Below are 19,896 nucleotides of genomic sequence, written 5' to 3'. Positions count from 1 at the left end.
ACGCCGAAGGCCCGGCGGGTGAGGTGCTCACCCGCCGGGCCCGTGATCGGACGCCGTGCGCCGTCTGCGCCGTAGCGCGGTCTGCTCGCGCGGTCTAGAAGTCCTCGTCCAGGTCGACCGTGCCCTCGACCGCGACCTGGTAGGCCGACGGCCGGCGCTCGAAGAAGTTCGTCAGCTCCTGGACGCCCTGCAGCTCCATGAAGGAGAACGGGTTCTGCGAGCCGTACACCGGCGGGAACCCGAGACGGACCAGGCGCTGGTCCGCGACGCACTCCAGGTACTCGCGCATCGACTCGGTGTTCATGCCCGGCAGGCCGTCACCGCACAGGTCGCGCCCGAACTGCAGCTCCGCCTCCACGGCCTCCTTCAGCATGTCGGTGACCTGCTGCTGGAGCGCGTCGTCGAAGAGCTCCGGCTCCTCCTTGCGGACCGTGTCCACGACCTCGAACGCGAAGTTCATGTGCATGGTCTCGTCGCGGAACACCCAGTTGGTGCCCGTCGCCAGGCCGTGCAGCAGGCCGCGCGAGCGGAACCAGTAGACGTAGGCGAAGGCGCCGTAGAAGAACAGGCCCTCGATGCACGCCGCGAAGCAGATCAGGTTCAGCAGGAAGCGGCGGCGGTCGGCCTGCGTCTCCAGCCGGTCGATCTTCTCGACGGAGTCCATCCAGCGGAAGCAGAACTGCGCCTTCTCGCGAATGGAGGGGATCTCCTCGACCGCGTCGAAGGCGGCCGCGCGGTCGTCCGGGTCGGGCAGGTAGGTGTCGAGCAGCGTCAGGTAGAACTGGACGTGCACGGCCTCCTCGAACAGCTGGCGCGACAGGTACAGGCGCGCCTCCGGGGAGTTGATGTGCTTGTAGAGCGTCAGCACCAGGTTGTTCGAGACGATCGAGTCGCCCGTCGCGAAGAACGCGACCAGACGGCCGATCATGTGCTGCTCGGCCGGCGTCAGTTTCGCCAGGTCGGCGACGTCCGAGTGGAGGTCGACCTCCTCGACGGTCCAGGTGTTCTTGATCGCGTCCCGGTAGCGCTCGTAGAAGTCCGGGTAGCGCATGGGGCGCAGGGTCAGCTCGAAGCCCGGGTCGAGGAGGTTCTTCTGTTCGCTGGTGGTCATTACTGGCAGGCCTCGCAGGACTCGGGGTTCTCAAGGGAGCAGGCCAGCGCGTCGGCGTCGACGGCCTGCGGGAGCGGGGCGGCGGCCGCCGGGACGGCGGAGCCGGACGCGGCGCGGGCGATCTTCGTCGCGGGCCGCGAGCGCAGGTAGTAGGTGGTCTTCAGGCCCTGCTTCCAGGCGTACGCGTACATCGAGCTGAGCTTGCCGATGGTGGGCGTCTCCAGGAACAGGTTCAGCGACTGCGACTGGTCGAGGAACGGCGTACGGGCCGCCGCCATGTCGATCAGACCGCGCTGCGGGATCTCCCACGCCGTGCGGTACAGCTCGCGCACCTCGGCCGGGATCCAGCCGAAGCCCTGGACCGAGCCGCTGGAGTCGCGCAGCGCCTCGCGGGTCTGGGCGTCCCACACGCCGAGCCGCTTCAGCTCGTCCACCAGGTAGGCGTTGACCTGGAGGAACTCACCGCTGAGCGTCTCGCGCTTGAAGAGGTTGGAGACCTGCGGCTCGATGCACTCGTAGACGCCCGCGATGGAGGCGATGGTCGCCGTCGGGGCGATGGCCAGGAGCAGGGAGTTGCGCATGCCGCTCTCGGCGACGCGGGCGCGCAGCGCGTCCCAGCGCTCCGGCCAGTTCAGCTCCACGTCGTAGTGGTCCGGGTGCAGGACGCCGCGCGCGGTGCGGGTCTGCTCCCAGGCCGGCAGCGGGCCGCTGCGCTCGGCGAGGTCGCAGGAGGCCTCGTAGGCGGCGAGCATGATGCGCTCGGAGAGCTTGGTGGACAGGGCCTTCGCCTCGGGGGAGTCGAAGGGCAGCTTCAGCTTGAAGAAGACGTCCTGGAGGCCCATGGCGCCCAGGCCGACCGGGCGCCAGCGGGCGTTGGAGCGGCCCGCCTGCTCGGTCGGGTAGAAGTTGATGTCCACCACGCGGTCGAGGAAGGTGACGGCGGTGCGGACGGTCTCGTCGATCCGCTCCCAGTCGATCTCACCGTCGACGACGAACGCGCCCAGGTTGACCGAGCCGAGGTTGCAGACGGCCGTCTCGCCGTCGTTGGTGACCTCGATGATCTCGGTGCAGAGGTTCGAGGAGTGCACGACCGTGCCCGGCTCGGCGGTCTGGTTCGCCGTGCGGTTGGAGGCGTCCTTGAAGGTCATCCAGCCCTGGCCGGTCTGCGCGAGGGTGCGCATCATCCGGCCGTACAGGTCGCGGGCGGGCATGGTCTTGCGGGCCAGGCCCTCGGCCTCGGCCTTGCGGTAGGCGGCGTCGAACTCGTCGCCCCACAGGTCGACCAGCTCGGGCACGTCGGCCGGGGAGAACAGCGACCACTCGGCGTCCGCGTTCACGCGGCGCATGAACTCGTCCGGGACCCAGTGGGCGAGGTTCAGGTTGTGCGTACGGCGCTGGTCCTCACCGGTGTTGTCGCGCAGCTCCAGGAACTCCTCGATGTCCGCGTGCCAGGTCTCCAGGTAGACGGCGGCGGCGCCCTTGCGGCGGCCGCCCTGGTTCACGGCGGCGACGGAGGCGTCGAGGGTCTTCAGGAACGGCACGATGCCGTTGGAGTGGCCGTTGGTGCCGCGGATCAGCGAACCGCGGGCGCGGATGCGGGAGTACGACAGGCCGATGCCGCCCGCGTGCTTCGACAGGCGCGCGACCTGGTGGTAGCGGTCGTAGATCGAGTCCAGCTCGTCCAGCGGGGAGTCCAGCAGGTAGCAGGAGGACATCTGCGGGTGGCGGGTGCCGGAGTTGAAGAGCGTGGGGGAGGAGGGCAGGTAGTCGAGGCGGCTCATCAGCCGGTACAGCGAGGCCACTTCCTCGACGGCCTGGACGCTCTCGTCCGCGGCCAGGCCGCAGGCCACGCGCAGCATGAAGTACTGCGGGGTCTCGATGACCTGGCGGGTGATGGGGTGGCGCAGCAGGTAGCGGCTGTGCAGGGTGCGCAGGCCGAAGAAGCCGAAGCGGTCGTCGGCGCCCTCGGCGAGGGTGTGCTCGACCAGCGCGTCCAGGCGGGCGGCGTGGGCCGTCACGAACTGCGCGGTGCGGTCGGCGATGAGCCCCTCGCGGTGGCCGACCGCGACGGAGGCCGAGAAGGAGGTGGAGCCCTGCCCGGCGGCCTCGTCGCGGACGGCGAGCGTCAGCAGGCGGGCGGCGAGCCGGGAGTACGCCGGGTCCTCGGAGATCAGACCGGCGGCGGCCTCGGTGGCCAGGCCGCGCAGCTCGGCGTCGTCGGCGGCGGCGCTGCGGCCGCGCAGGGCGGCGGCGGCGACCCGGCCGGGATCGGTGTCGGGGAGGTCCGCCGTCAGTTCGGTGAGGGTACGCAGCAGCGTGGCCCCCGGGCCCTCGGTGTTGTCGCCAGAAGTGGACTCGGCGCGCGGTGCTGAAGGCGCGATGGTCACGGCGGGAGCTCTCCCTCGCTCGGCCCGGTCATCGGCGGAGCGGGGCGCGGGCGGGCGCATGCGGGCGCGCCGGAGCGCGACCTACCGCATGGCGTCCACCGGCCCAACCGCGAAGCCCGGACGTGTCGGCACCCGGTTCGGTCGAGCCGGGCGCGCTGTCGGCAGGTCCTCGGACTTCGTATCCGGTAGGCGGACACTTCATACCGTTGCGGGACAGTTCCGGATTCGCACCGGATTCCCCTGCGGCGACAGCAGCCATGAGCATACATGTGGTGGGCAGTTGATGCGTGACCCCCCACATGTTGTGTCCCCCGCGACGCGCCGTCCGCACGTGGTACCTCTCCGCTATCGCCGGGGACGGCGCCGCCGAGGAAGGCGGGCAGGCCGGTCCCCCAAGGGCCGCGCGCGCCGACGCGCACAGCCGAGGGGCCCCGCGCGGTCGTCCGGCGGGGCCCCTCGGGTGCGTGGCGGGCGGGGGTCAGCAGCAGCCGAAGCCCTCGCGGGGGTCGGCCTCGCGCGCGTCCGTGCGGGCGCGCTCGAACTCGCGGCGGGTCATGACCCGCGCGTCCGGGTCGTGGGAGCGCGCGTGGGCCGCGTAGCGGTCGTAGGCCGCCTCCCCGGAGAACTCCCGTACGTAGAACCGGGCCCGCGCCAGGACGTCCCGTACGGCGCTCACGCCACCGGCTCCTTGACCCGTCCGCCGCCCGAGTCGAGGCCCGCCGCGGCGAGCTCCGCCTTCTCCTCGGCGGTCGCGATCAGCCCGGCCGGGGCGATGATCTTCGACTCGGTCCACGGGACCTCGGCGAGCGTGACCGACTCCGGCGCGCGGACGGCCTTCAGGCAGGTCCGGGCGGCGTCCAGCAGCACGATGACGATCAGCAGGGCGAAGATCACGGACAGTACCCCGTCCACCGTGGCGTTGGTGACCACGGTGTGCATCTCGCCCATGTCCTTCGCGGGCTTGAGTACCTTCCCGGCGTCGATGCCGTCCTGGTAGGTGCTGCGCTGCGCGAAGAAGCCGATCTTCGGGTTGTCGGAGAAGATCTTCTGGTAGCTGGCGGTGAGGGTCACGGCCACGTCCCACACCAGGGGAACGGCCGTCACCCACGCCCACTTCAGCCGGCCCGACTTCACCAGCAGGGTGGTGCAGACGGCCAGGGCGACGGCGGCCAGCAGCTGGTTCGCGATCCCGAAGAGCGGGAACAGCTGGTTGATCCCGCCCAGCGGGTCCTTGACGCCCACCCAGAGGAAGTAGCCCCAGGCGCCCACGACGACCGCGCTCGCCAGCCACACGCCCGGCTTCCAGCTGACGTCCTTGAACGGCTTGTGCAGGTTGCCCAGGGTGTCCTGGAGCATGAACCGGCCGACGCGGGTGCCCGCGTCGAGCGTGGTGAGGATGAACAGCGCCTCGAACATGATGGCGAAGTGGTACCAGAAGGCCTTCATGCCGGCCCCGCCGAACACCGACGAGAAGATCTCCGACATCCCGAGTGCGAAGGTCGGCGCGCCACCCGTACGGGACAGCAGGCTGGCCTCCTCCACGTCCTTCGCTGCCTGCGTCAGCGCCTCGGGGGAGATGGCGAAGCCGAAGTTCGTCACCGCCTGCGAGGCCGACTCGACGGTGGCGCCGACGACGCCGCCGGGGGAGTTGACCGCGAAGAAGAGGCCCGGCTCGATGATGCAGGCCGCGATGATCGCCATGACGGCGACGAAGGACTCGGTGAGCATCGCGCCGTAGCCGATGACCCTGACCTGGGTTTCCTTCTGGATCATCTTCGGGGTGGTGCCGGAGGCGACCAGGGAGTGGAAGCCGGACAGGGCCCCGCAGGCGATGGTGATGAAGACGAACGGGAACATCGACCCGGCGAAGACCGGGCCGTCGCCCCGCGAGGCGAAGTCCGTGATCGCCGGCATCTTCAGCGTCGGCATCGCGATGACCACGCCCAGGGCGAGCAGGGCGATGGTGCCGATCTTCATGAAGGTGGAGAGGTAGTCGCGGGGCGCGAGCAGCATCCACACCGGCAGCACCGAGGCGACGAAGCCGTACGCGACCATCCAGAGGACCAGCGTCTCCTTCTCCAGCGTGAAGGTGTCGGCGAAGGAGGACTCCGCGACCCAGCCGCCCGCGACGATGGCGATCAGCAGCAGGACGACGCCGATGGTGGAGACCTCGGTGACCCGGCCCGGCCGCAGCACGCGCAGGTAGAAGCCCATGAAGAGGGCGATCGGGATGGTCATGCCGATGGAGAAGACGCCCCAGGGGGAGTGCGCCAGGGCGTTGACGATGACCAGCGCCAGCACCGCCAGCAGGATGATCATGATGGCGAACACGGCGACCAGGGCGGCGGCTCCGCCGACGGGGCCGATTTCGTCCCGGGCCATCTGGCCGAGCGAGCGGCCGTTGCGCCGGGTGGAGAAGAACAGCGTGACCATGTCCTGCACGGCGCCCGCGAAGATCACGCCCGCGACGATCCAGATGGTGCCGGGCAGGTAGCCCATCTGCGAGGCGAGCACGGGGCCCACGAGCGGCCCGGCGCCGGCCACGGCTGCGAAGTGGTGGCCGAAGAGCACCCGCCGGTCGGTCGGGTGGAAGTCGACACCGTTGTCGAGGCGTTCGGCGGGGGTGGCCCGGGTCTTGTCCACCTTCAGGACGCGGTGGGCGATGAAGCGCGCGTAGAAGCGGTAGGCGATCGCGTACGAGCCCAGGGCGGCGGCGAGCAGCCAGGCGGCGGAGACCTCCTCGCCGCGCGAGAGCGCCAGTACGCCCCAGCCCATCGCGCCGATGAGTCCGACGAGCACCCACGCGGCGACGGACTTCGGGGAGGGCGAGCCCGTCGTGGTGCCCGGACTCGCCGCGTCCCGTTCTGTCCCTGTTGCTTCCGGTTCGGCCATGACCCTCGTCCCCTCGTCGATCATCTGCGTAAGCGCAGGGAATCTACGGGGGATTGGCCGGTGAACGTAAGGCCCCGTCCGCATTGCGGTCTGTGAAGATTCCGGGCGGGACCGTGTGCCAAGCCGCGGGGGCGGGGGTCAGACGGCGGGGCGCTTGAGCCGGGCGACGAACTTGTACCGGTCCCCGCGGTACACCGACCGCACCCACTCCACCGGTTCGCCGTCCGCGTCCAGCGAGTGCCGGGAGAGCATCAGCATCGGCAGCCCGACGTCGGTGCCGAGCAGCCCGGCCTCGCGCGGGGTGGCGAGCGAGGTCTCGATCGTCTCCTCGGCCTCGGCGAGGTGGACGTCGTAGACCTCGGCCAGTGCGGTGTAGAGGGAGGTGTACTTGGCGAGCGAACGGCGCAGCGCCGGGAAGCGCTTGGCCGACAGGTGCGTGGTCTCGATGGCCATCGGCTCGCCGCTGGCCAGCCGCAGCCGCTCGATGCGCAGCACCCGCCCACCGGTGGTGATCTTGAGCAGCCCGGCGAGGGTGTCGTCGGCCGTCACGTAGCCGATGTCGAGGAGCTGGGAGGTCGGCTCCAGGCCCTGGGCGCGCATGTCCTCGGTGTAGGAGGTGAGTTGGAGCGCCTGGGAGACCTTGGGCTTGGCGACGAAGGTGCCCTTGCCCTGGATGCGCTCCAGCCGTCCCTCGACGACCAGTTCCTGGAGGGCCTGGCGGACGGTGGTCCGCGAGGTGTCGAATTCGGCCGCGAGCGTGCGCTCCGGCGGGACCGGGGTGCCGGGCGGCAGCGTCTCGGTCATGTCGAGCAAGTGCCGCTTGAGTCGGTAGTACTTGGGTACACGCGCCGTACGGGTGGCCGCCCCGCTCTCCGGCTCCGTGATCGCCCCTTCGGTGGCCATCGCCGCCCGCCTTCCCGACTCCAGTTTCGCTGCCGTCACCGGCTCCTCCGATATGTGCGGTCACATCGTGACACGTGTGGGGGGACAGGCCTTCTCTCTCCCCAGGTGTCGGTCCGATAACGGACCGAGCACCCGCTCATTAGACCCTTGACACCCCTAAAGGTCTAGGCCAAGCTCCAGCTACTGGTCTACACCAATATGGATCGGATCCCGGCCCCACGTGCAGTACTTCGCGTATGTCGCCGCGGCGGGCAAGGGAAGTGCAGGCAGGCATCCCTGAGGAGGGTGGCGTGAAGCGCAAGCTCATCGCGGCGGTTGGAGTCGCGGGCATGGTTATCGGCCTGGCGGCATGCGGTGATTCCGACAGCAAGGGGGGCGACAAGGCCTCCGGCGCCAAGGAGCTCACCGTCTGGCTGACGGTCGACGCCCAGAACAACTGGCCGGAGCTGGTGAAGGCGGCCGACGACGCGGTCGTCGCGAAGCACCCGGGCCTCACGATCAAGCACGAGTACTACGGCTGGCCGGACAAGAACGCCAAGCTGGACGCCGTGCTCGCCACGGACAAGGCCCCGGACGTTGTCGAGATGGGCAACTCCGAGATGATCGGCTACATGTCGACCGGCGCGTTCGCCGACGTCGACCCCTCGAAGTTCGAGAACTCCGGCGCCTGGCTGGACGCCCTCAAGCAGTCCGTCACCTACGACGGCAAGACCTACGGCGTCCCCTACTACGCAGGTGGCCGCGTGGGCACCTGGCGCAAGGACATAGCCGCCGAGGTCGGCGTCACCGCCGCCCCGAAGACCTGGGCGGAATACACCGCCGCCCTGGACAAGATCCAGGCCGCGAAGGGCGACAAGTTCAGCGCGCTCTACCAGCCCTCCCCGGACTGGTACGCCGCGATGTCCTACGTCTACGACGCCGGCGGCGCCATCGCCAAGAAGGACGGCGACAAGTGGAAGGGCGCCCTGTCCTCCCCCGAGTCGCTGAAGGGGCTGAAGCAGTACAAGGAGCTCCTCGACAAGTACATGCACGCGGACAAGACCAAGGACGAGGCCGACCGCCCGGTCGTCTTCGGCCAGGGCAACTCCGCCGCGATCTTCGCCGCCGGCTGGGAGGGCGCCACCGCGGCCGCCCCGGAGAGCGACAAGGTCGGCGGGCTCAAGGACAAGCTGGAGAACTTCGTCCAGCCCGGCCCGAACGGCAAGAACCTGCCCGTCTTCCTCGGCGGTTCGGACCTCGCCATCCCGGCCAAGTCCAAGGCCAAGGACGTCGCCGCCGAGTGGATCAACGTCTTCACCGGCGCCCAGGGCCAGAAGGGCCTGATCGCCAAGGGCAACCTGCCCAACAACAAGACGGACCTCGGCCCGCTGAAGGCCGACCCGAAGACCGAGGTCGCCGCCACCGCGGCCGAGTCCTCCTGGTTCGTCCCGACGGCGTCCGGCTGGGGCCAGATCGAGAAGGCCAAGGTCCTCCAGACGATGCTCCGTGACATCGGCACCGGCAACAAGTCGGTCGAGGACGCGGCCAAGGCCGCCGACGCCGAGATCGACAAGGTCATCAACACCAAGTGACCTGTAGTCGGCAGGGCCCCGCCCCCCGCCCGGTCCGGGCCGGGGCGGGGCCCTGCTGCCCGTCAAGAGAGGGACTCCCGAGGAGCGCGCGATGAGTGCCGCACAGACAACCACCGCCGACCTGCCGCCGGCGAAGCAGAAGACTTCTCCCGGAGCGAAGACGGGCGGGGCCGGCTCGCCGGGCCGTCCCGTACGCAAGGGCCCGGGCGCCACCCCATGGCTGCTGCTGGCCCCGTGCCTGCTCGTCATCGTCCTCGTCATGGGGTACCCGCTCTTCCGGCTGGTGTCCCTCTCCTTCCAGAAGTTCGGCAAGTCCGAGCTCTGGGGCTTCAAGGAGGCCGAGTTCGTCGGCTTCGACAACTTCACGAAGATCCTCGGCGACGGCGTGTTCTGGTCCGTCGTCCTGCGCACCGTGGTCTTCGCGGTCGGCGCGGTCGTCCTGACCATGGTCATCGGCATGCTCATCGCGCTGCTGCTGCAGAAGGTCTCCGGCTGGGTCAAGGCACTCATCAGCATCGCCCTCGTCGCGAGCTGGGGCATGCCCATCATCGTGGCCACCGCCGTCTTCAAGTGGCTCTTCGACGCCGACTACGGCGTCCTCAACTACCTGATGAGCAAGCTCCCCGGCGTCGACATGATCGGCCACAACTGGTTCGCCAGCGGCCCCCAGGGCCTCGCGGTGATCACGCTCCTGGTGGTCTGGGGCGCGGTCCCCTTCGTCGTCATCACCCTCAGCGCGGGTCTGACGCAGGTGCCCAAGGAGCTGGAGGAGGCCGCCCGCCTCGACGGCGCCGGCGCGTGGGGCGTGTTCCGGCACGTCACCCTGCCCATCCTCAAGCCGATCATCGTCATGCTGACGACCCTCTCGGTGATCTGGGACATGGGCGTCTTCCCGCAGGTCTTCGTCATGCGGAACGGCAACCCCGAGGCCGAGTTCCAGCTGCTGACCACCTACTCCTATCAGCAGGCCTTCGTGGTCAACGACTACTCGGGCGGCTCCGCCATCGCCCTGGTGACCGTCCTGCTGCTGCTCGGAGTGGTCGCCGTCTACATGCGCCAGATGCTCAAGATCGGAGAGGTGGAATGACCGTCACCACCACGTCGACCACGTCCACCGCGCCCCCGCGCGCCGCCGTACGCCTGAAGCAGAGGAAGAAGTCCAAGCTCGGCTGGAACCTCGTCGGGCTGCTGGTCTTCGTCATCGCGGGCTTCCCGGTCTACTGGATGCTCAACACGGCCTTCAAGCCGGCCAAGGACGCGATCGACCCGAACCCGCACTTCTTCCCGTCCACCTTCACGCTGGACAACTTCCGGCGCGCGCTGGAGATCTCCGACTTCTGGGGCCCCGTCGGCCGCAGCATGATCGTCTCGCTCGTCGTGGTCACCATCGGCATCGTCGTCGGCATGCTGGCCGCCCTGGCCATCTCCCGCTTCGCCTTCCGCGGCCGCAAGGTCGTGATCGTCGGCATCCTCGCCGTCCAGATGATCCCGCTGGTCGCGATGATCATCCCGGTCTTCCTGCTGCTGAACGACCTCGGCCAGTACGACAAGCTCACCGGCCTGATCATCACGTACCTGACCTTCATCCTCCCCTTCACGGTGTGGACGCTGCGCGGCTTCATCGTCAACATCCCCAAGGAGCTGGAGGAGGCGGCCATGGTCGACGGCTGCACCCCCACCGGCGCCTTCATGCGGGTCGTCTTCCCGCTGCTCGCCCCCGGCATGGTCGCCACCTCCGTCTACGGCTTCATCCAGGCGTGGAACGAGTACCTCTACGCGCTGATGCTCATGAGCCAGCAGAACCAGACGGCCACCGTGTGGCTCGGCAACTTCACCACCAAGAACGGCACCGAGTTCGCCCCGATGATGGCGGGCTCCACCATGATGGCGCTGCCCATCGTGGTCCTCTTCCTGATCGTCCAGCGCAAGATGGCCGCGGGCCTCACCGCCGGCGCCGTGAAGGGATGACGCCGTCATGACTGTCCTCGCGCACCGGGTCACCGCGTCTGATGCGAACGACGCCGTCACCCGCGACGCCCTCGCGGTCCTCCAGCCCGGCTTCGAGGGCACCACCGCCCCCGCCTGGCTGCTGCGCCGGATCGGCGAAGGGCTCACCGCCGTCGGCCTGTTCGGCCGCAACATCGCCTCCCCGGAGCAACTCGCCGCGCTGACCGCGCAGCTGCGCGCCGAGCGGGACGACGTCCTGGTCGCCATCGACGAGGAGGGCGGCGACGTCACCCGCCTGGAGGTCGGGGCCGGCTCGTCCTTCCCCGGCAACCTGGCCCTCGGCGCCGTCGACGACACCGGCCTCACCCGCGACGTCGCCCGCGAGCTGGGCCGGTGCCTCGCCGCCTGCGGGGTGAACCTCAACTGGGCCCCCTCCGCGGACGTCAACTCCAACCCGGACAACCCGGTCATCGGCGTACGGTCCTTCGGCGCCGACACCCACCTCGCCGCCCGGCACACCGCCGCCTACGTCGAGGGCCTCCAGGCCGCCGGCGTCGCCGCCTGCACCAAGCACTTCCCGGGCCACGGCGACACCAACGTCGACTCGCACCACGCCCTGCCGCGCATCGACGTGGACCTCGACACCCTCGCCGCGCGCGAACTCGTCCCGTTCAAGGCCGCCATCGAGGCCGGCACCAAGGCCGTGATGAGCGCGCACATCCTCGTGCCCGCACTCGACCCGACCCGCCCGGCCACGCTCAGCCCGCAGATCCTGACCGGGCTGCTCCGCAACGAGCTCGGCTACGAGGGGCTCATCGTCACCGACGGCATGGAGATGAACGCCATCGCCGGGACGTACGGGATCGAGCGCGGCTCCGTCCTGGCCATCGCGGCGGGCGCCGACGCCATCTGCGTCGGCGGGGGACTGGCCGACGAGGCCACCGTCCTGCGGCTGCGCGACGCGCTGGTCGCGGCCGTACGCGAGGGCACGCTCCCCGAGGAACGCCTCGCCGACGCCGCCGACCGGGTGCGCGCCCTGGCCGCGTGGACCCTCGGGGTACGGCCGGACGCGCGGCCGGAGGGGAGCCGCGCGTCCGGCATCGGGCTCACGGCAGCCCGCCGGGCCCTGCGCGTCACCGGCACGGCGGGGAAGCTCGACGCGCCGTACGTCGCCACCCTCGCGCCCGTCGCGAACATCGCGGTGGGGGACGAGACCCCGTGGGGCACGGCCGGTGAACTGGCCGCGCTGCTCCCGGGCACGCGGGCGGACGTCTACCCGCAGGGCGCCACGGCCGCCGACATCCTGGCCGCGGCGGGGTCGCGCACGGTCGTCGCGGTCGTCCGGGACGCGCACCGCCACCCGTGGATGACCGAGGCCCTGGACGCCCTGGTCGCCGCGCGGCCGGACACGGTGGTCGTGGAGATGGGCGTCCCCCTGGCCGCCCCGCGCGGAGCCCTCCACATCGCGACGCACGGCGCGTCCCGCGTGTGCGGCCGCGCCGCGGCGGAGGTCATCGCCGGGGTGTAGCGCCGCTGCCGGGACGGGATGGACGAAGGGCCGGGCTCCCCGAGGGGAGCCCGGCCCTTCGCGGTGTGCCGGTGTGTCTAGAGGCCCTGCCAGGCGGGCTTGTTGGCGTAGGCGTGGCGGAAGTAGTCCGCGAGCTTCAGCTTCGAGGCGGCCGCCTCGTCCACGACGACGGTGGCGTGCCGGTGCAACTGCAGCGCGGAGGCCGGGACCAGGGCGGACAGCGGGCCCTCCACCGTCTGCGCGACGGCGTCGGCCTTGCCCTCGCCGGTCGCCAGGAGCACCAGGTGGCGGGCGTCGAGGATGGTGCCGATGCCCTGCGTAATGACGTGGTGCGGCACCTGATCCATGTCGTGGTCGAAGAAGCGCGCGTTGTCCACGCGGGTCTGCTCCGTCAGCGTCTTGATGCGGGTGCGGGAGGCCAGCGAGGAGCAGGGCTCGTTGAAGCCGATGTGCCCGTCCGTGCCGATGCCGAGCAGCTGGAGGTCGACGCCGCCGGCCTCGGCCAGGGCCCGGTCGTAGGCCTCGCACGCGCCGACGAGGTCCTCGGCGCCGCCGTCGGGGCCCATGAAGGAGGCCTCCGACAGGCCGAGCGGCTCGACGACCTCGCGGAGCACGACGGCGCGGTAGGACTCCGGGTGCCCGGCCGGCAGGCCGACGTACTCGTCGAGCTGGCAGATGCGGGCACGGGAGACGTCGACCCGGCCGGCCGCGACCTTGGCGGCCAGGGCCTCGTAGATGGGCAGCGGGGTAGAGCCGGTCGCCACACCGAGCAGGGCGTCGGGCTTGCGGCGCACCAGGGCGGCCATGGCCTCCGCGATGAGCTCGCCGCCTGCCTTGGCGTCCGGGACGATGACAACTTCCACGCGGGGCCTGCCGATCTGGAGTGGGTGGTGTGGTATAGACCAATCTAGCAGAGCCTGCCGCCCGTGGCAGGGGGTGCGGGGCGGGAGAACCTTCAACCTTTTTGGTTGCCCTGTCTACAACTCTATTGTCCTTTACGGTGGTTTATGTAAGGAAATCATGGTATGTCCGATTGGAGTGGTAGTCATGGGTAGGGGCACCACGTACGCCTTCGAGACCTACAGTGCGGTCGCGGACGCCGGCCGCGCCGAGTTGCTCGCCGCGACCTCCTCCCCGTTCCAGATCGAGGTGCGCTTCATCGGGGGTCTGACGAGCGGCCAGAGGGACATCTTCAGTCAGGCGGCCGAGCGCTGGGCACGCGTCATCGTGGGCGACCTGGAGACCGCGATCATTCGCGACTTCACCGGCGAGGTCGTCATCGACGACCTCCTGATCGACGCCGAGGGAGTGCCGATCGACGGCGTCTTCAACACCCTCGGGGAGGCGGGTCCGCTCCGCTTCCGGCGCCGGACGGCGGCCAGGGGAGCACGCCTGCCCGCCCTCGGCATGATGCGGTTCGACACGGCCGACCTGGGCCAGATGGAGGACGAGGGCACGCTGCTCGACGTCATCACGCACGAGATGGGCCATGTGCTCGGCATCGGGACCATCTGGGAGCGGTTCGGCCTGCTGAAGGACTTCCCGGGCCCGAACCCCACCTTCGTCGGCCCCGGGGCCATGAAGGAGTTCGGCACGCTGATCGGGGCCGGGCCCACCCCCGTGCCGGTCGCGAACGTCGGTGGCGCGGGCAGCGCGGGAGGCCACTGGCGCGAGCGGGTCTTCGGCAACGAGCTGATGTCGCCGACCATCGGGGGCGTCGGGAACCCGCTGAGCCGGCTGACGGTGGCGAGCCTGGGTGACCTCGGCTACGAGGTCGACCTCGAAGCCGCGGAGCCCTACGAACTCCCCGACCCCTTCGTCACCGCGATGGCCGGAGACGGCGAGGTCACCCCCAGGGGCATCATGCTCCCGACCGTCCCCAGCGAAATCCCCGCCGACCGTCCCTGACCCGGAAGCCGGGGAAGCGCCGCCTAGAGCAGCGCCAGCTGGAGGCCGCCCGTCGCGTCCAGGTGCTGGCCCGTCACCCAGCGGGAGTCCGGCGAGGCCAGGAAGGCCACCACGTCAGCGACCTCCTGCGCCGTACCCACCCGGTGGAAGACGGAGCGGGCGGCCAGGTGGGCCCGGGTACCGGGGTCCTGGAGCAGGGCCGCGTTCAGGTCCGTCTCGGTGATCCCCGGGCCCACCGAGTTCACGGTGATCCCGCGCGGAGCCAGTTCCGCGGCCAGCGAGCGCGTCAGCGCGTTCGCCGCCCCCTTCGCCATGACCGTCGCCAGGATCGCCGGCAGTGCGAGGTCCGGGGTGCCGGTCACGTTCACGATCCGGCCCCCGTCCCGCAGCCGCGCCAGGCCGTGCTTGATGACGAAGAACGGCGCCTTGGCGTTGAGCGCGTGCGCCCGGTCGTACATCTCCTCGTCGGTCTCCGCGATGCCGGCGAAGACCGCCGCGCCCGCGTTGTTGACCAGGACGTCCACGCCCTCGGTGTGCGTGGGATGGGCCTCGTACGCCGCCCAGAGCGCCCGGGCGTCGCCGGGGACCCCCAGTTCGGCGCCGATGGCGAAGGCGCGTCCGCCGGCCGCCTCGATGGCGGCGACCGTCTCCTTCGCGGCCGCCTCGTTGCGTCCGTAGTGCACCGCCACGAGCGCCCCGTCCCGCGCCAGCCGCTCGGCCACGGCCCGCCCGATCCCCCGGCTGCCGCCCGTGACCAGCGCCGTCTTTCCCGTGAGCACGCCCATGACGCGCCCCCCTCCGCATTCAGTAGTGGTCGCTACAGAAAGGACCGTATCAGATTCCCTAACGCCCGCTATAGAATCTGCGCATGGTGACCGGACAGCGCGGCAGACCCCGCTCCTTTGACCGTGACGCCGCCCTCGACAAGGCGATGACCGCCTTCTGGGAGCGCGGTTACGAGGCGACGTCCATCTCCGACCTGACCTCCACGATCGGGATCAGCGCCCCCAGCCTCTACGCGGCCTTCGGCGACAAGCGCACCCTCTTCGGCGAGGTCGTGGCGGTGTACGCGAGCCGTTACGCGGACTTCGTGAGCGTGGCGTTCGCCGACGAGCCCACCGCCCGGGCGGCCCTGGAGCGCATCCTGCGCGAGGCGGCCGGGATCTACACCGACCCGGCCCACCCGCCGGGCTGCATGGTGCTCAGCGCGGCCGTCAACACCACCTCCGACGAGGTGGCGCAGGCGCTGCGCGAACGGCGCACGGCCAACCTGGAGCTGTTCGCGAGCCGGATCCGGGCCGACGTGGCCGCCGGCGCGCTGCCCGCGGACACCGACGCGGGGGCGTTGGCCCGTTATTTCGGAGCCGTGATCCAGGGGATGTCCCAGCAGGCGCGCGACGGGGCGAGCCGGGAAGAGCTGGAGGCGGTCGCGGCGCTGGCCCTGCGGGCGTGGCCGACGGCGTAAGCGCGGTGTGGAGGTGGGCCCTGAGGGCCGGGGAAGGCGGGCCCGGAGATTCCTCTGGGCCACGGTGCAAGGCGGGACCCTCGACCCGCCCCGCACCGTAGCCCGGAGTACTTACGGCCGACAGGTGTGCGGTTCCCGACGGCCGGTGGGAGGTGCCAGCGCGGTCAGGGCAGAGCGCGCGGCTTACCTCGATCCGTCCTCCTGTGCGGGGAGGACGGAAGCTGTACCTCAATTGTGGACTAGACCATCTTGTTCTGTCCATCCAATGACAGGGCCGAGAAACCCGTCACTTCCTCCAACAGTACGCGGAACGGCCCCCTCCTGGATACTCCTGAGTACAGTCGTGCGGAAAGTCATGGGGCGTACCCGGGGTACGCTCGCCACGTGCCCTCCATGAACGACCTCGTACGCCAGCACACCGCTCTCGGTGAAACCGACCTGGAGTGGCTCCACCTGCTGGTCTCGGAGTGGCAGCTGCTCTCCGACCTCTCCTTCGCCGACCTCGTGCTGTGGGTCCCCACCCTGGACGGGACCCGGTACGTCTCCGTCGCGCAGATGCGCCCGAACACCGGCCCCACCTCCTACCAGGACGACATGGTCGGCCACCTGGTCCCGCGCGGGCGCCGCCCCCTCCTGGACGCCGCCCTCGACGAGGGCCGGATCGTGCGCGAGGGCGACCCGGAGTGGCGCGAGGAAGTACCGGTCCGCGTCGAGTCGATCCCCGTCCGCCGCGAGGGCCGGGTCCTGGGCGTGATCGCCCGCAACACCAACCTGCTCACGGTACGCACCCCGAGCCGGCTGGAGCTGACCTACCTCCAGTCCGCCTCCGACCTGGCCCAGATGATCGCGGCGGGCTCCTTCCCGTTCCCCGGCCAGCAGGTCGACATGGACGCCTCCCCGCGCGTCGGGGACGGCCTGATCCGGCTCGACGCCGACGGCGTGGTCACGTACGCCTCGCCGAACGCGCTCTCCGCCTACCACCGCCTCGGCCTCGCCTCCGACCTGGTCGGACAGCACCTGGGCAACACCACCGCCGAACTCGCCCCCTCCCGCGGCCCGGTGGACGAGGCGCTGGTCAAGCTCGCCAGCGGCTGGGCCCCCCGGGAGACCGAGGTCGACGGCAACGGCGGGGTCATCCAGCTGCGCGCCATCCCGCTGAAGCCGAAGGGGACCCGGATCGGTTCCCTGGTGCTCTGCCGCGACGTGACCGAACTGCGCCGCCGCGAACGAGAATTGATTACCAAGGACGCGACCATCCGGGAGATCCACCACCGGGTGAAGAACAACCTCCAGACCGTGGCCGCGCTCCTACGGCTGCAGTCCCGCCGCATGGACTCGCCCCAGGGCCGCGAGGCGCTCAACGAGGCCGTGCGCCGGGTCGGTTCGATCGCCATCGTTCATGAGACGCTGTCTCAGAACCTGGACGAGCGGGTCGAGTTCGACGAGATCGCCGACCGGGTGATCGCGATGGTCTCGGAGATCTCGCCGGGCAAGGTCGACTGCCGGCGCACCGGCCGCTTCGGGATCCTGGACGCGGAGGTCGCCACCCCGCTGTCGATGGTGCTGACCGAGATCCTCCAGAACGCCCTGGAGCACGCCTTCACCCAGGGCGAGCGGGGCACCGTCGAGGTGGCCGCGACCCGCACCGGCACCGGCCGCACCGACGGCCGCCTGATGATCACCGTGCGCGACGACGGCAGCGGCCTGCCCGAGGGGTTCGACCCCCAGCGCGCCGGCAACCTCGGCCTGCAGATCGTGCGGACCCTCGTGGAGGGGGAGCTCGGCGGCACCTTCGACATGGTCCGGGCGCAGCCGCGCGGCACCAAGGTCGTCCTGGACATCCCGTCCAGCCCGCAGAAGTAGCCGCGCCCCTCTCGCCCCACCCGCCCCGTCACTCAGCGTGACGCGAGGCGCCCCGCACAGCACTGAGCCCCGGACCGAAGGGTGATCGGTCCGGGGCTCAAGAGCACGTTGCTGAGCGCTTGTACGGTTCTACGCGCTGCGCGTCGAGGCTCGAAAGTCGTTGTCAGGCGCTGGCGTTGCGCGCCCGGTTGCGAGCGGCGCGGCGCTTCATCGCGCGGCGCTCGTCCTCGCTGAGACCGCCCCAGACGCCGGAGTCCTGACCGGACTCGAGCGCCCACTGCAGGCACTGCTCCATGACGGGGCAGCGGCGGCAGACGGCCTTGGCTTCCTCGATCTGCAGCAGCGCAGGACCGGTGTTGCCGATGGGGAAGAACAGCTCGGGGTCTTCCTCACGACAAACGGCGTTGTGACGCCAGTCCATGGCTGCTACCTCTCTTGTGTGACATGCACGTTGCTTGTGAATGTGAACGCTTTCACGAATCCCTCCGCGAGGGAAGGGCCGACGCCCAGTCGCCTGGTGCGGTCCGAAGATTCGTGGTGGGGTTCTGGCGGTCTGAGTGGGTGCCGGTTCTGCGGGCTGTCCCGATCGCCATGAAGAGATTCGCAAACCTCGGACGGGGATACAACCCCTTCCGGAAAGTTTTTTTTGATTCGTCGGTGTCTACTAGGTCACAGCCCTACATCGTGAGGGTGGACCGGCGTGTAAACGTTCGAGTGAAAGGCCTTTTGGCCCTTCCACTCACACAATCACACGCAGTGCACGGCGTACGCCTGTGAACCGAACGCTGGTCCGCAGTCCGAGGTGGTCGCCGTCCATCTGGAACGGAAGGGGAACCTTGGAATGCAAGGTGAAGTCGGTCAGATCGTGTAGAGACACCGCGTGCTTCCCGTGTGGACCGCGCTCAGGAGTCGAGGTCAGCAGCTGTGTCGCGTACCGGGCGACGGACGGAGTTGACAAACGGTCCAGGGCCAATACGTCAAGCGCGGTATCGAACGACGCCTCCGGTGAGGCGTAAAGCGGACGATTGCCCAGATACGTCCACGGTGAGGTGTTGCACACTATGGACAGCACCAGGTCCCTCACCGGATCCGCGCCCGGGCGTTCCAACGTCACCGTGCCGTGCCGGCGGTTCGGCTCCTCCCAGAACTGCCGCATGAGCTGTCGTACGTAGAGGGCGTGCGTCGAACGTTTGCCGCGTTCGCGCTGTTGTTCGACCCTGCCGACCACACCCGCGTCGAAGCCGAAGCCCGCGCAGAAGGTGAACCAGCGCGCCGGGACCGACTCGTCCTCCGTGCCCGGGGTGCCCGCCGCCAGGCCCAGGCCCACCGTCCGCTCGCGCTGCTCGCGCAAAGCGTCCAGCAGCGCCCCGGTCGCCTCGACCGCGTCGTTGGGCAGGCCGAGCGCCCGGGCGAACACGTTGGTGGAGCCGCCGGGGACCACCGCCAGCCGCGGCAGGCGCTCGGGATCGGGGCCGTCGTGCAGCAGCCCGTTGACCACCTCGTTGACCGTGCCGTCGCCGCCGAGGGCGACGACGAGGTCCAGTCCCTCGTGGGCGGCCTTGCGTCCCAGGTCCCGTGCGTGCCCGCGGTACTCGGTGGTCACCGCCTCCAGCTTCATCTCGCTGGCCAGGGCATGGGTCAGGACGTCACGCGTGCGCGCACTGGTGGTGGTCGCTGCTGGGTTGGCCACGAGGAGTGCACGCATGAGCGCCAGCCTACCCAGCCCGTCCACCAGCATCGAATGCCGACCCTCCTGCCCGTCCCCTCCGGGGCCGGGGCGCGCCGCTACCCTGCTGGAGTGAGTAAGAAGAAGCCCGCGAAGGTCTCCCGCCCCGCCGGACGCGCCACCGGACCGGCCGCCGCCGCACCGGCTGCCGCCGAGCGCGCCACCACCGAGCGTCCCGCCGCCGCCGAGCGTCCCGCGCTGCCCGGCCGGCTGACCGGCGCCGCCGCGCTCACCGCCCTCGAAGGCCTGGCCCTGGCCGGCCTCGGGGTCTACATGCTCTTCGTGGGCATCGCGGGCGACCCCGACTCCCCGCAGCAGGCCGAGACCGGCGGGATCACCCTGCTCGCACTCGCCGCGCTGCCGCTGATCGCCGCCCGCGGGCTGCGCCTGGGCCGCCGCTGGAGCCGCGGCCCGGCGCTGATCACCCAGCTGATGGCGCTGCCCGTGGCCTGGACCCTCTACACCACCGGCGGGGCGATGACCGCCGCCGCCGCGGCCCTGGCCGTGGCCGCGGTGGCCGTCGTAGCGCTCCTGGTGAACCCGACGGCGACCGAGGCCCTCGGGATCGGGCCGGGGGAGCAGGCTCGCTAGAGCC

Annotated in this window: 17 protein-coding genes and 1 riboswitch; of the genes, 8 read left to right on the top strand and 9 right to left on the bottom strand. The window is 70.4% G+C overall.

Going from position 1 to position 19,896, the window contains the following annotated elements; all coding sequences use genetic code 11:
- Positions 1–94 precede the first annotated feature (94 nt).
- The 5 genes from ACF059_RS02185 to ACF059_RS02165 all read right to left on the bottom strand — a co-directional run bounded on the left by ACF059_RS02185 (position 95) and on the right by ACF059_RS02165 (position 7,293).
- Complete coding sequence (locus tag ACF059_RS02185; RefSeq protein WP_360888139.1) at positions 95–1,111, bottom strand: ribonucleotide-diphosphate reductase subunit beta; 1,017 nt, start codon at positions 1,109–1,111, stop codon at positions 95–97.
- The gene (locus ACF059_RS02180; RefSeq protein ID WP_392050230.1) at positions 1,111–3,498 is read right to left on the bottom strand and encodes a ribonucleoside-diphosphate reductase subunit alpha; all 2,388 of its coding nucleotides are present in this window, start codon (positions 3,496–3,498) and stop codon (positions 1,111–1,113) included. The genes ACF059_RS02185 and ACF059_RS02180 overlap by 1 nt, the downstream gene beginning before the upstream one ends.
- A 142-nt stretch (positions 3,499–3,640) precedes the next feature.
- Positions 3,641–3,773, bottom strand: a riboswitch (cobalamin riboswitch).
- Positions 3,774–3,976: 203 nt separating this feature from the next.
- Positions 3,977–4,174, bottom strand: a complete 198-nt coding sequence (locus ACF059_RS02175; RefSeq protein WP_392050228.1) for a CstA-like transporter-associated (seleno)protein — start codon at positions 4,172–4,174, stop codon at positions 3,977–3,979.
- Positions 4,171–6,390 carry a carbon starvation CstA family protein gene (locus ACF059_RS02170; RefSeq protein ID WP_392052993.1) on the bottom strand — a complete coding sequence of 740 codons (2,220 nt, stop codon included), beginning with the start codon at positions 6,388–6,390 and terminating at the stop codon, positions 4,171–4,173. The genes ACF059_RS02175 and ACF059_RS02170 overlap by 4 nt, the downstream gene beginning before the upstream one ends.
- Positions 6,391–6,528: 138 nt before the next feature.
- Positions 6,529–7,293 carry a GntR family transcriptional regulator gene (locus tag ACF059_RS02165; protein WP_361946780.1) on the bottom strand — a complete coding sequence of 255 codons (765 nt, stop codon included), beginning with the start codon at positions 7,291–7,293 and terminating at the stop codon, positions 6,529–6,531.
- 290 nt (positions 7,294–7,583) lie between these two features.
- On the opposite strand from ACF059_RS02165, the gene ACF059_RS02160 reads away from it, so the two are divergent.
- From ACF059_RS02160 to ACF059_RS02145, 4 genes are all read left to right on the top strand, one after another.
- Positions 7,584–8,864 carry an extracellular solute-binding protein gene (locus tag ACF059_RS02160; protein WP_361946713.1) on the top strand — a complete coding sequence of 427 codons (1,281 nt, stop codon included), beginning with the start codon at positions 7,584–7,586 and terminating at the stop codon, positions 8,862–8,864.
- Between the two features lie 91 nt (positions 8,865–8,955).
- The gene (locus ACF059_RS02155) at positions 8,956–9,951 is read left to right on the top strand and encodes a carbohydrate ABC transporter permease (protein WP_392050225.1); all 996 of its coding nucleotides are present in this window, start codon (positions 8,956–8,958) and stop codon (positions 9,949–9,951) included.
- Positions 9,948–10,832, top strand: coding sequence for a carbohydrate ABC transporter permease (locus ACF059_RS02150; protein WP_361946707.1), 885 nt, complete (start codon positions 9,948–9,950; stop codon positions 10,830–10,832). The genes ACF059_RS02155 and ACF059_RS02150 overlap by 4 nt, the downstream gene beginning before the upstream one ends.
- A 7-nt stretch (positions 10,833–10,839) precedes the next feature.
- A complete protein-coding gene (locus ACF059_RS02145) occupies positions 10,840–12,339 on the top strand; it encodes a glycoside hydrolase family 3 protein (protein ID WP_392050222.1) in 1,500 nt (499 codons plus the stop codon).
- Positions 12,340–12,416: 77 nt separating this feature from the next.
- On the opposite strand, the gene nagB is transcribed toward ACF059_RS02145, so the two are convergent.
- Complete coding sequence (gene nagB, locus ACF059_RS02140) at positions 12,417–13,202, bottom strand: glucosamine-6-phosphate deaminase (RefSeq protein WP_392050219.1); 786 nt, start codon at positions 13,200–13,202, stop codon at positions 12,417–12,419.
- A 184-nt stretch (positions 13,203–13,386) separates the two neighbouring features.
- Here nagB and ACF059_RS02135 point away from each other — a divergent pair, with 184 nt between their 5' ends.
- Positions 13,387–14,247: a leishmanolysin-related zinc metalloendopeptidase gene (locus ACF059_RS02135; RefSeq protein ID WP_392050216.1), complete on the top strand. Its 861-nt coding sequence runs from the start codon at positions 13,387–13,389 to the stop codon at positions 14,245–14,247.
- Positions 14,248–14,270: 23 nt separating this feature from the next.
- Here the strand turns inward: ACF059_RS02135 and ACF059_RS02130 are convergent, their stop codons facing one another.
- A complete protein-coding gene (locus ACF059_RS02130) occupies positions 14,271–15,032 on the bottom strand; it encodes an SDR family oxidoreductase (RefSeq protein WP_392050213.1) in 762 nt (253 codons plus the stop codon).
- Between the two features lie 83 nt (positions 15,033–15,115).
- On the opposite strand from ACF059_RS02130, the gene ACF059_RS02125 reads away from it, so the two are divergent.
- Positions 15,116–15,712, top strand: a complete 597-nt coding sequence (locus ACF059_RS02125) for a TetR/AcrR family transcriptional regulator (protein WP_392050210.1) — start codon at positions 15,116–15,118, stop codon at positions 15,710–15,712.
- A gap of 393 nt (positions 15,713–16,105) precedes the next feature.
- Positions 16,106–17,575 carry a sensor histidine kinase gene (locus ACF059_RS02120; protein ID WP_392052990.1) on the top strand — a complete coding sequence of 490 codons (1,470 nt, stop codon included), beginning with the start codon at positions 16,106–16,108 and terminating at the stop codon, positions 17,573–17,575.
- A 163-nt stretch (positions 17,576–17,738) separates the two neighbouring features.
- Here ACF059_RS02120 and ACF059_RS02115 read toward each other — a convergent pair whose 3' ends face one another.
- Both ACF059_RS02115 and ACF059_RS02110 read right to left on the bottom strand, forming a co-directional pair.
- On the bottom strand, positions 17,739–17,996 hold the full coding sequence (locus ACF059_RS02115) for a WhiB family transcriptional regulator (protein WP_003953983.1): 258 nt from the start codon (positions 17,994–17,996) through the stop codon (positions 17,739–17,741).
- A 318-nt stretch (positions 17,997–18,314) separates the two neighbouring features.
- A complete protein-coding gene (locus tag ACF059_RS02110) occupies positions 18,315–19,280 on the bottom strand; it encodes a diacylglycerol/lipid kinase family protein (RefSeq protein ID WP_392050207.1) in 966 nt (321 codons plus the stop codon).
- Between the two features lie 93 nt (positions 19,281–19,373).
- Here ACF059_RS02110 and ACF059_RS02105 point away from each other — a divergent pair, with 93 nt between their 5' ends.
- On the top strand, positions 19,374–19,892 hold the full coding sequence (locus tag ACF059_RS02105) for a hypothetical protein (protein WP_392050205.1): 519 nt from the start codon (positions 19,374–19,376) through the stop codon (positions 19,890–19,892).
- Positions 19,893–19,896 lie beyond the last annotated feature (4 nt).

The sequence above is a fragment of the Streptomyces sp. NPDC016562 genome (assembly GCF_043076955.1).
GTDB lineage: Bacteria > Actinomycetota > Actinomycetes > Streptomycetales > Streptomycetaceae > Streptomyces.
This window is presented reverse-complemented; position numbering and strand designations above follow the sequence as displayed.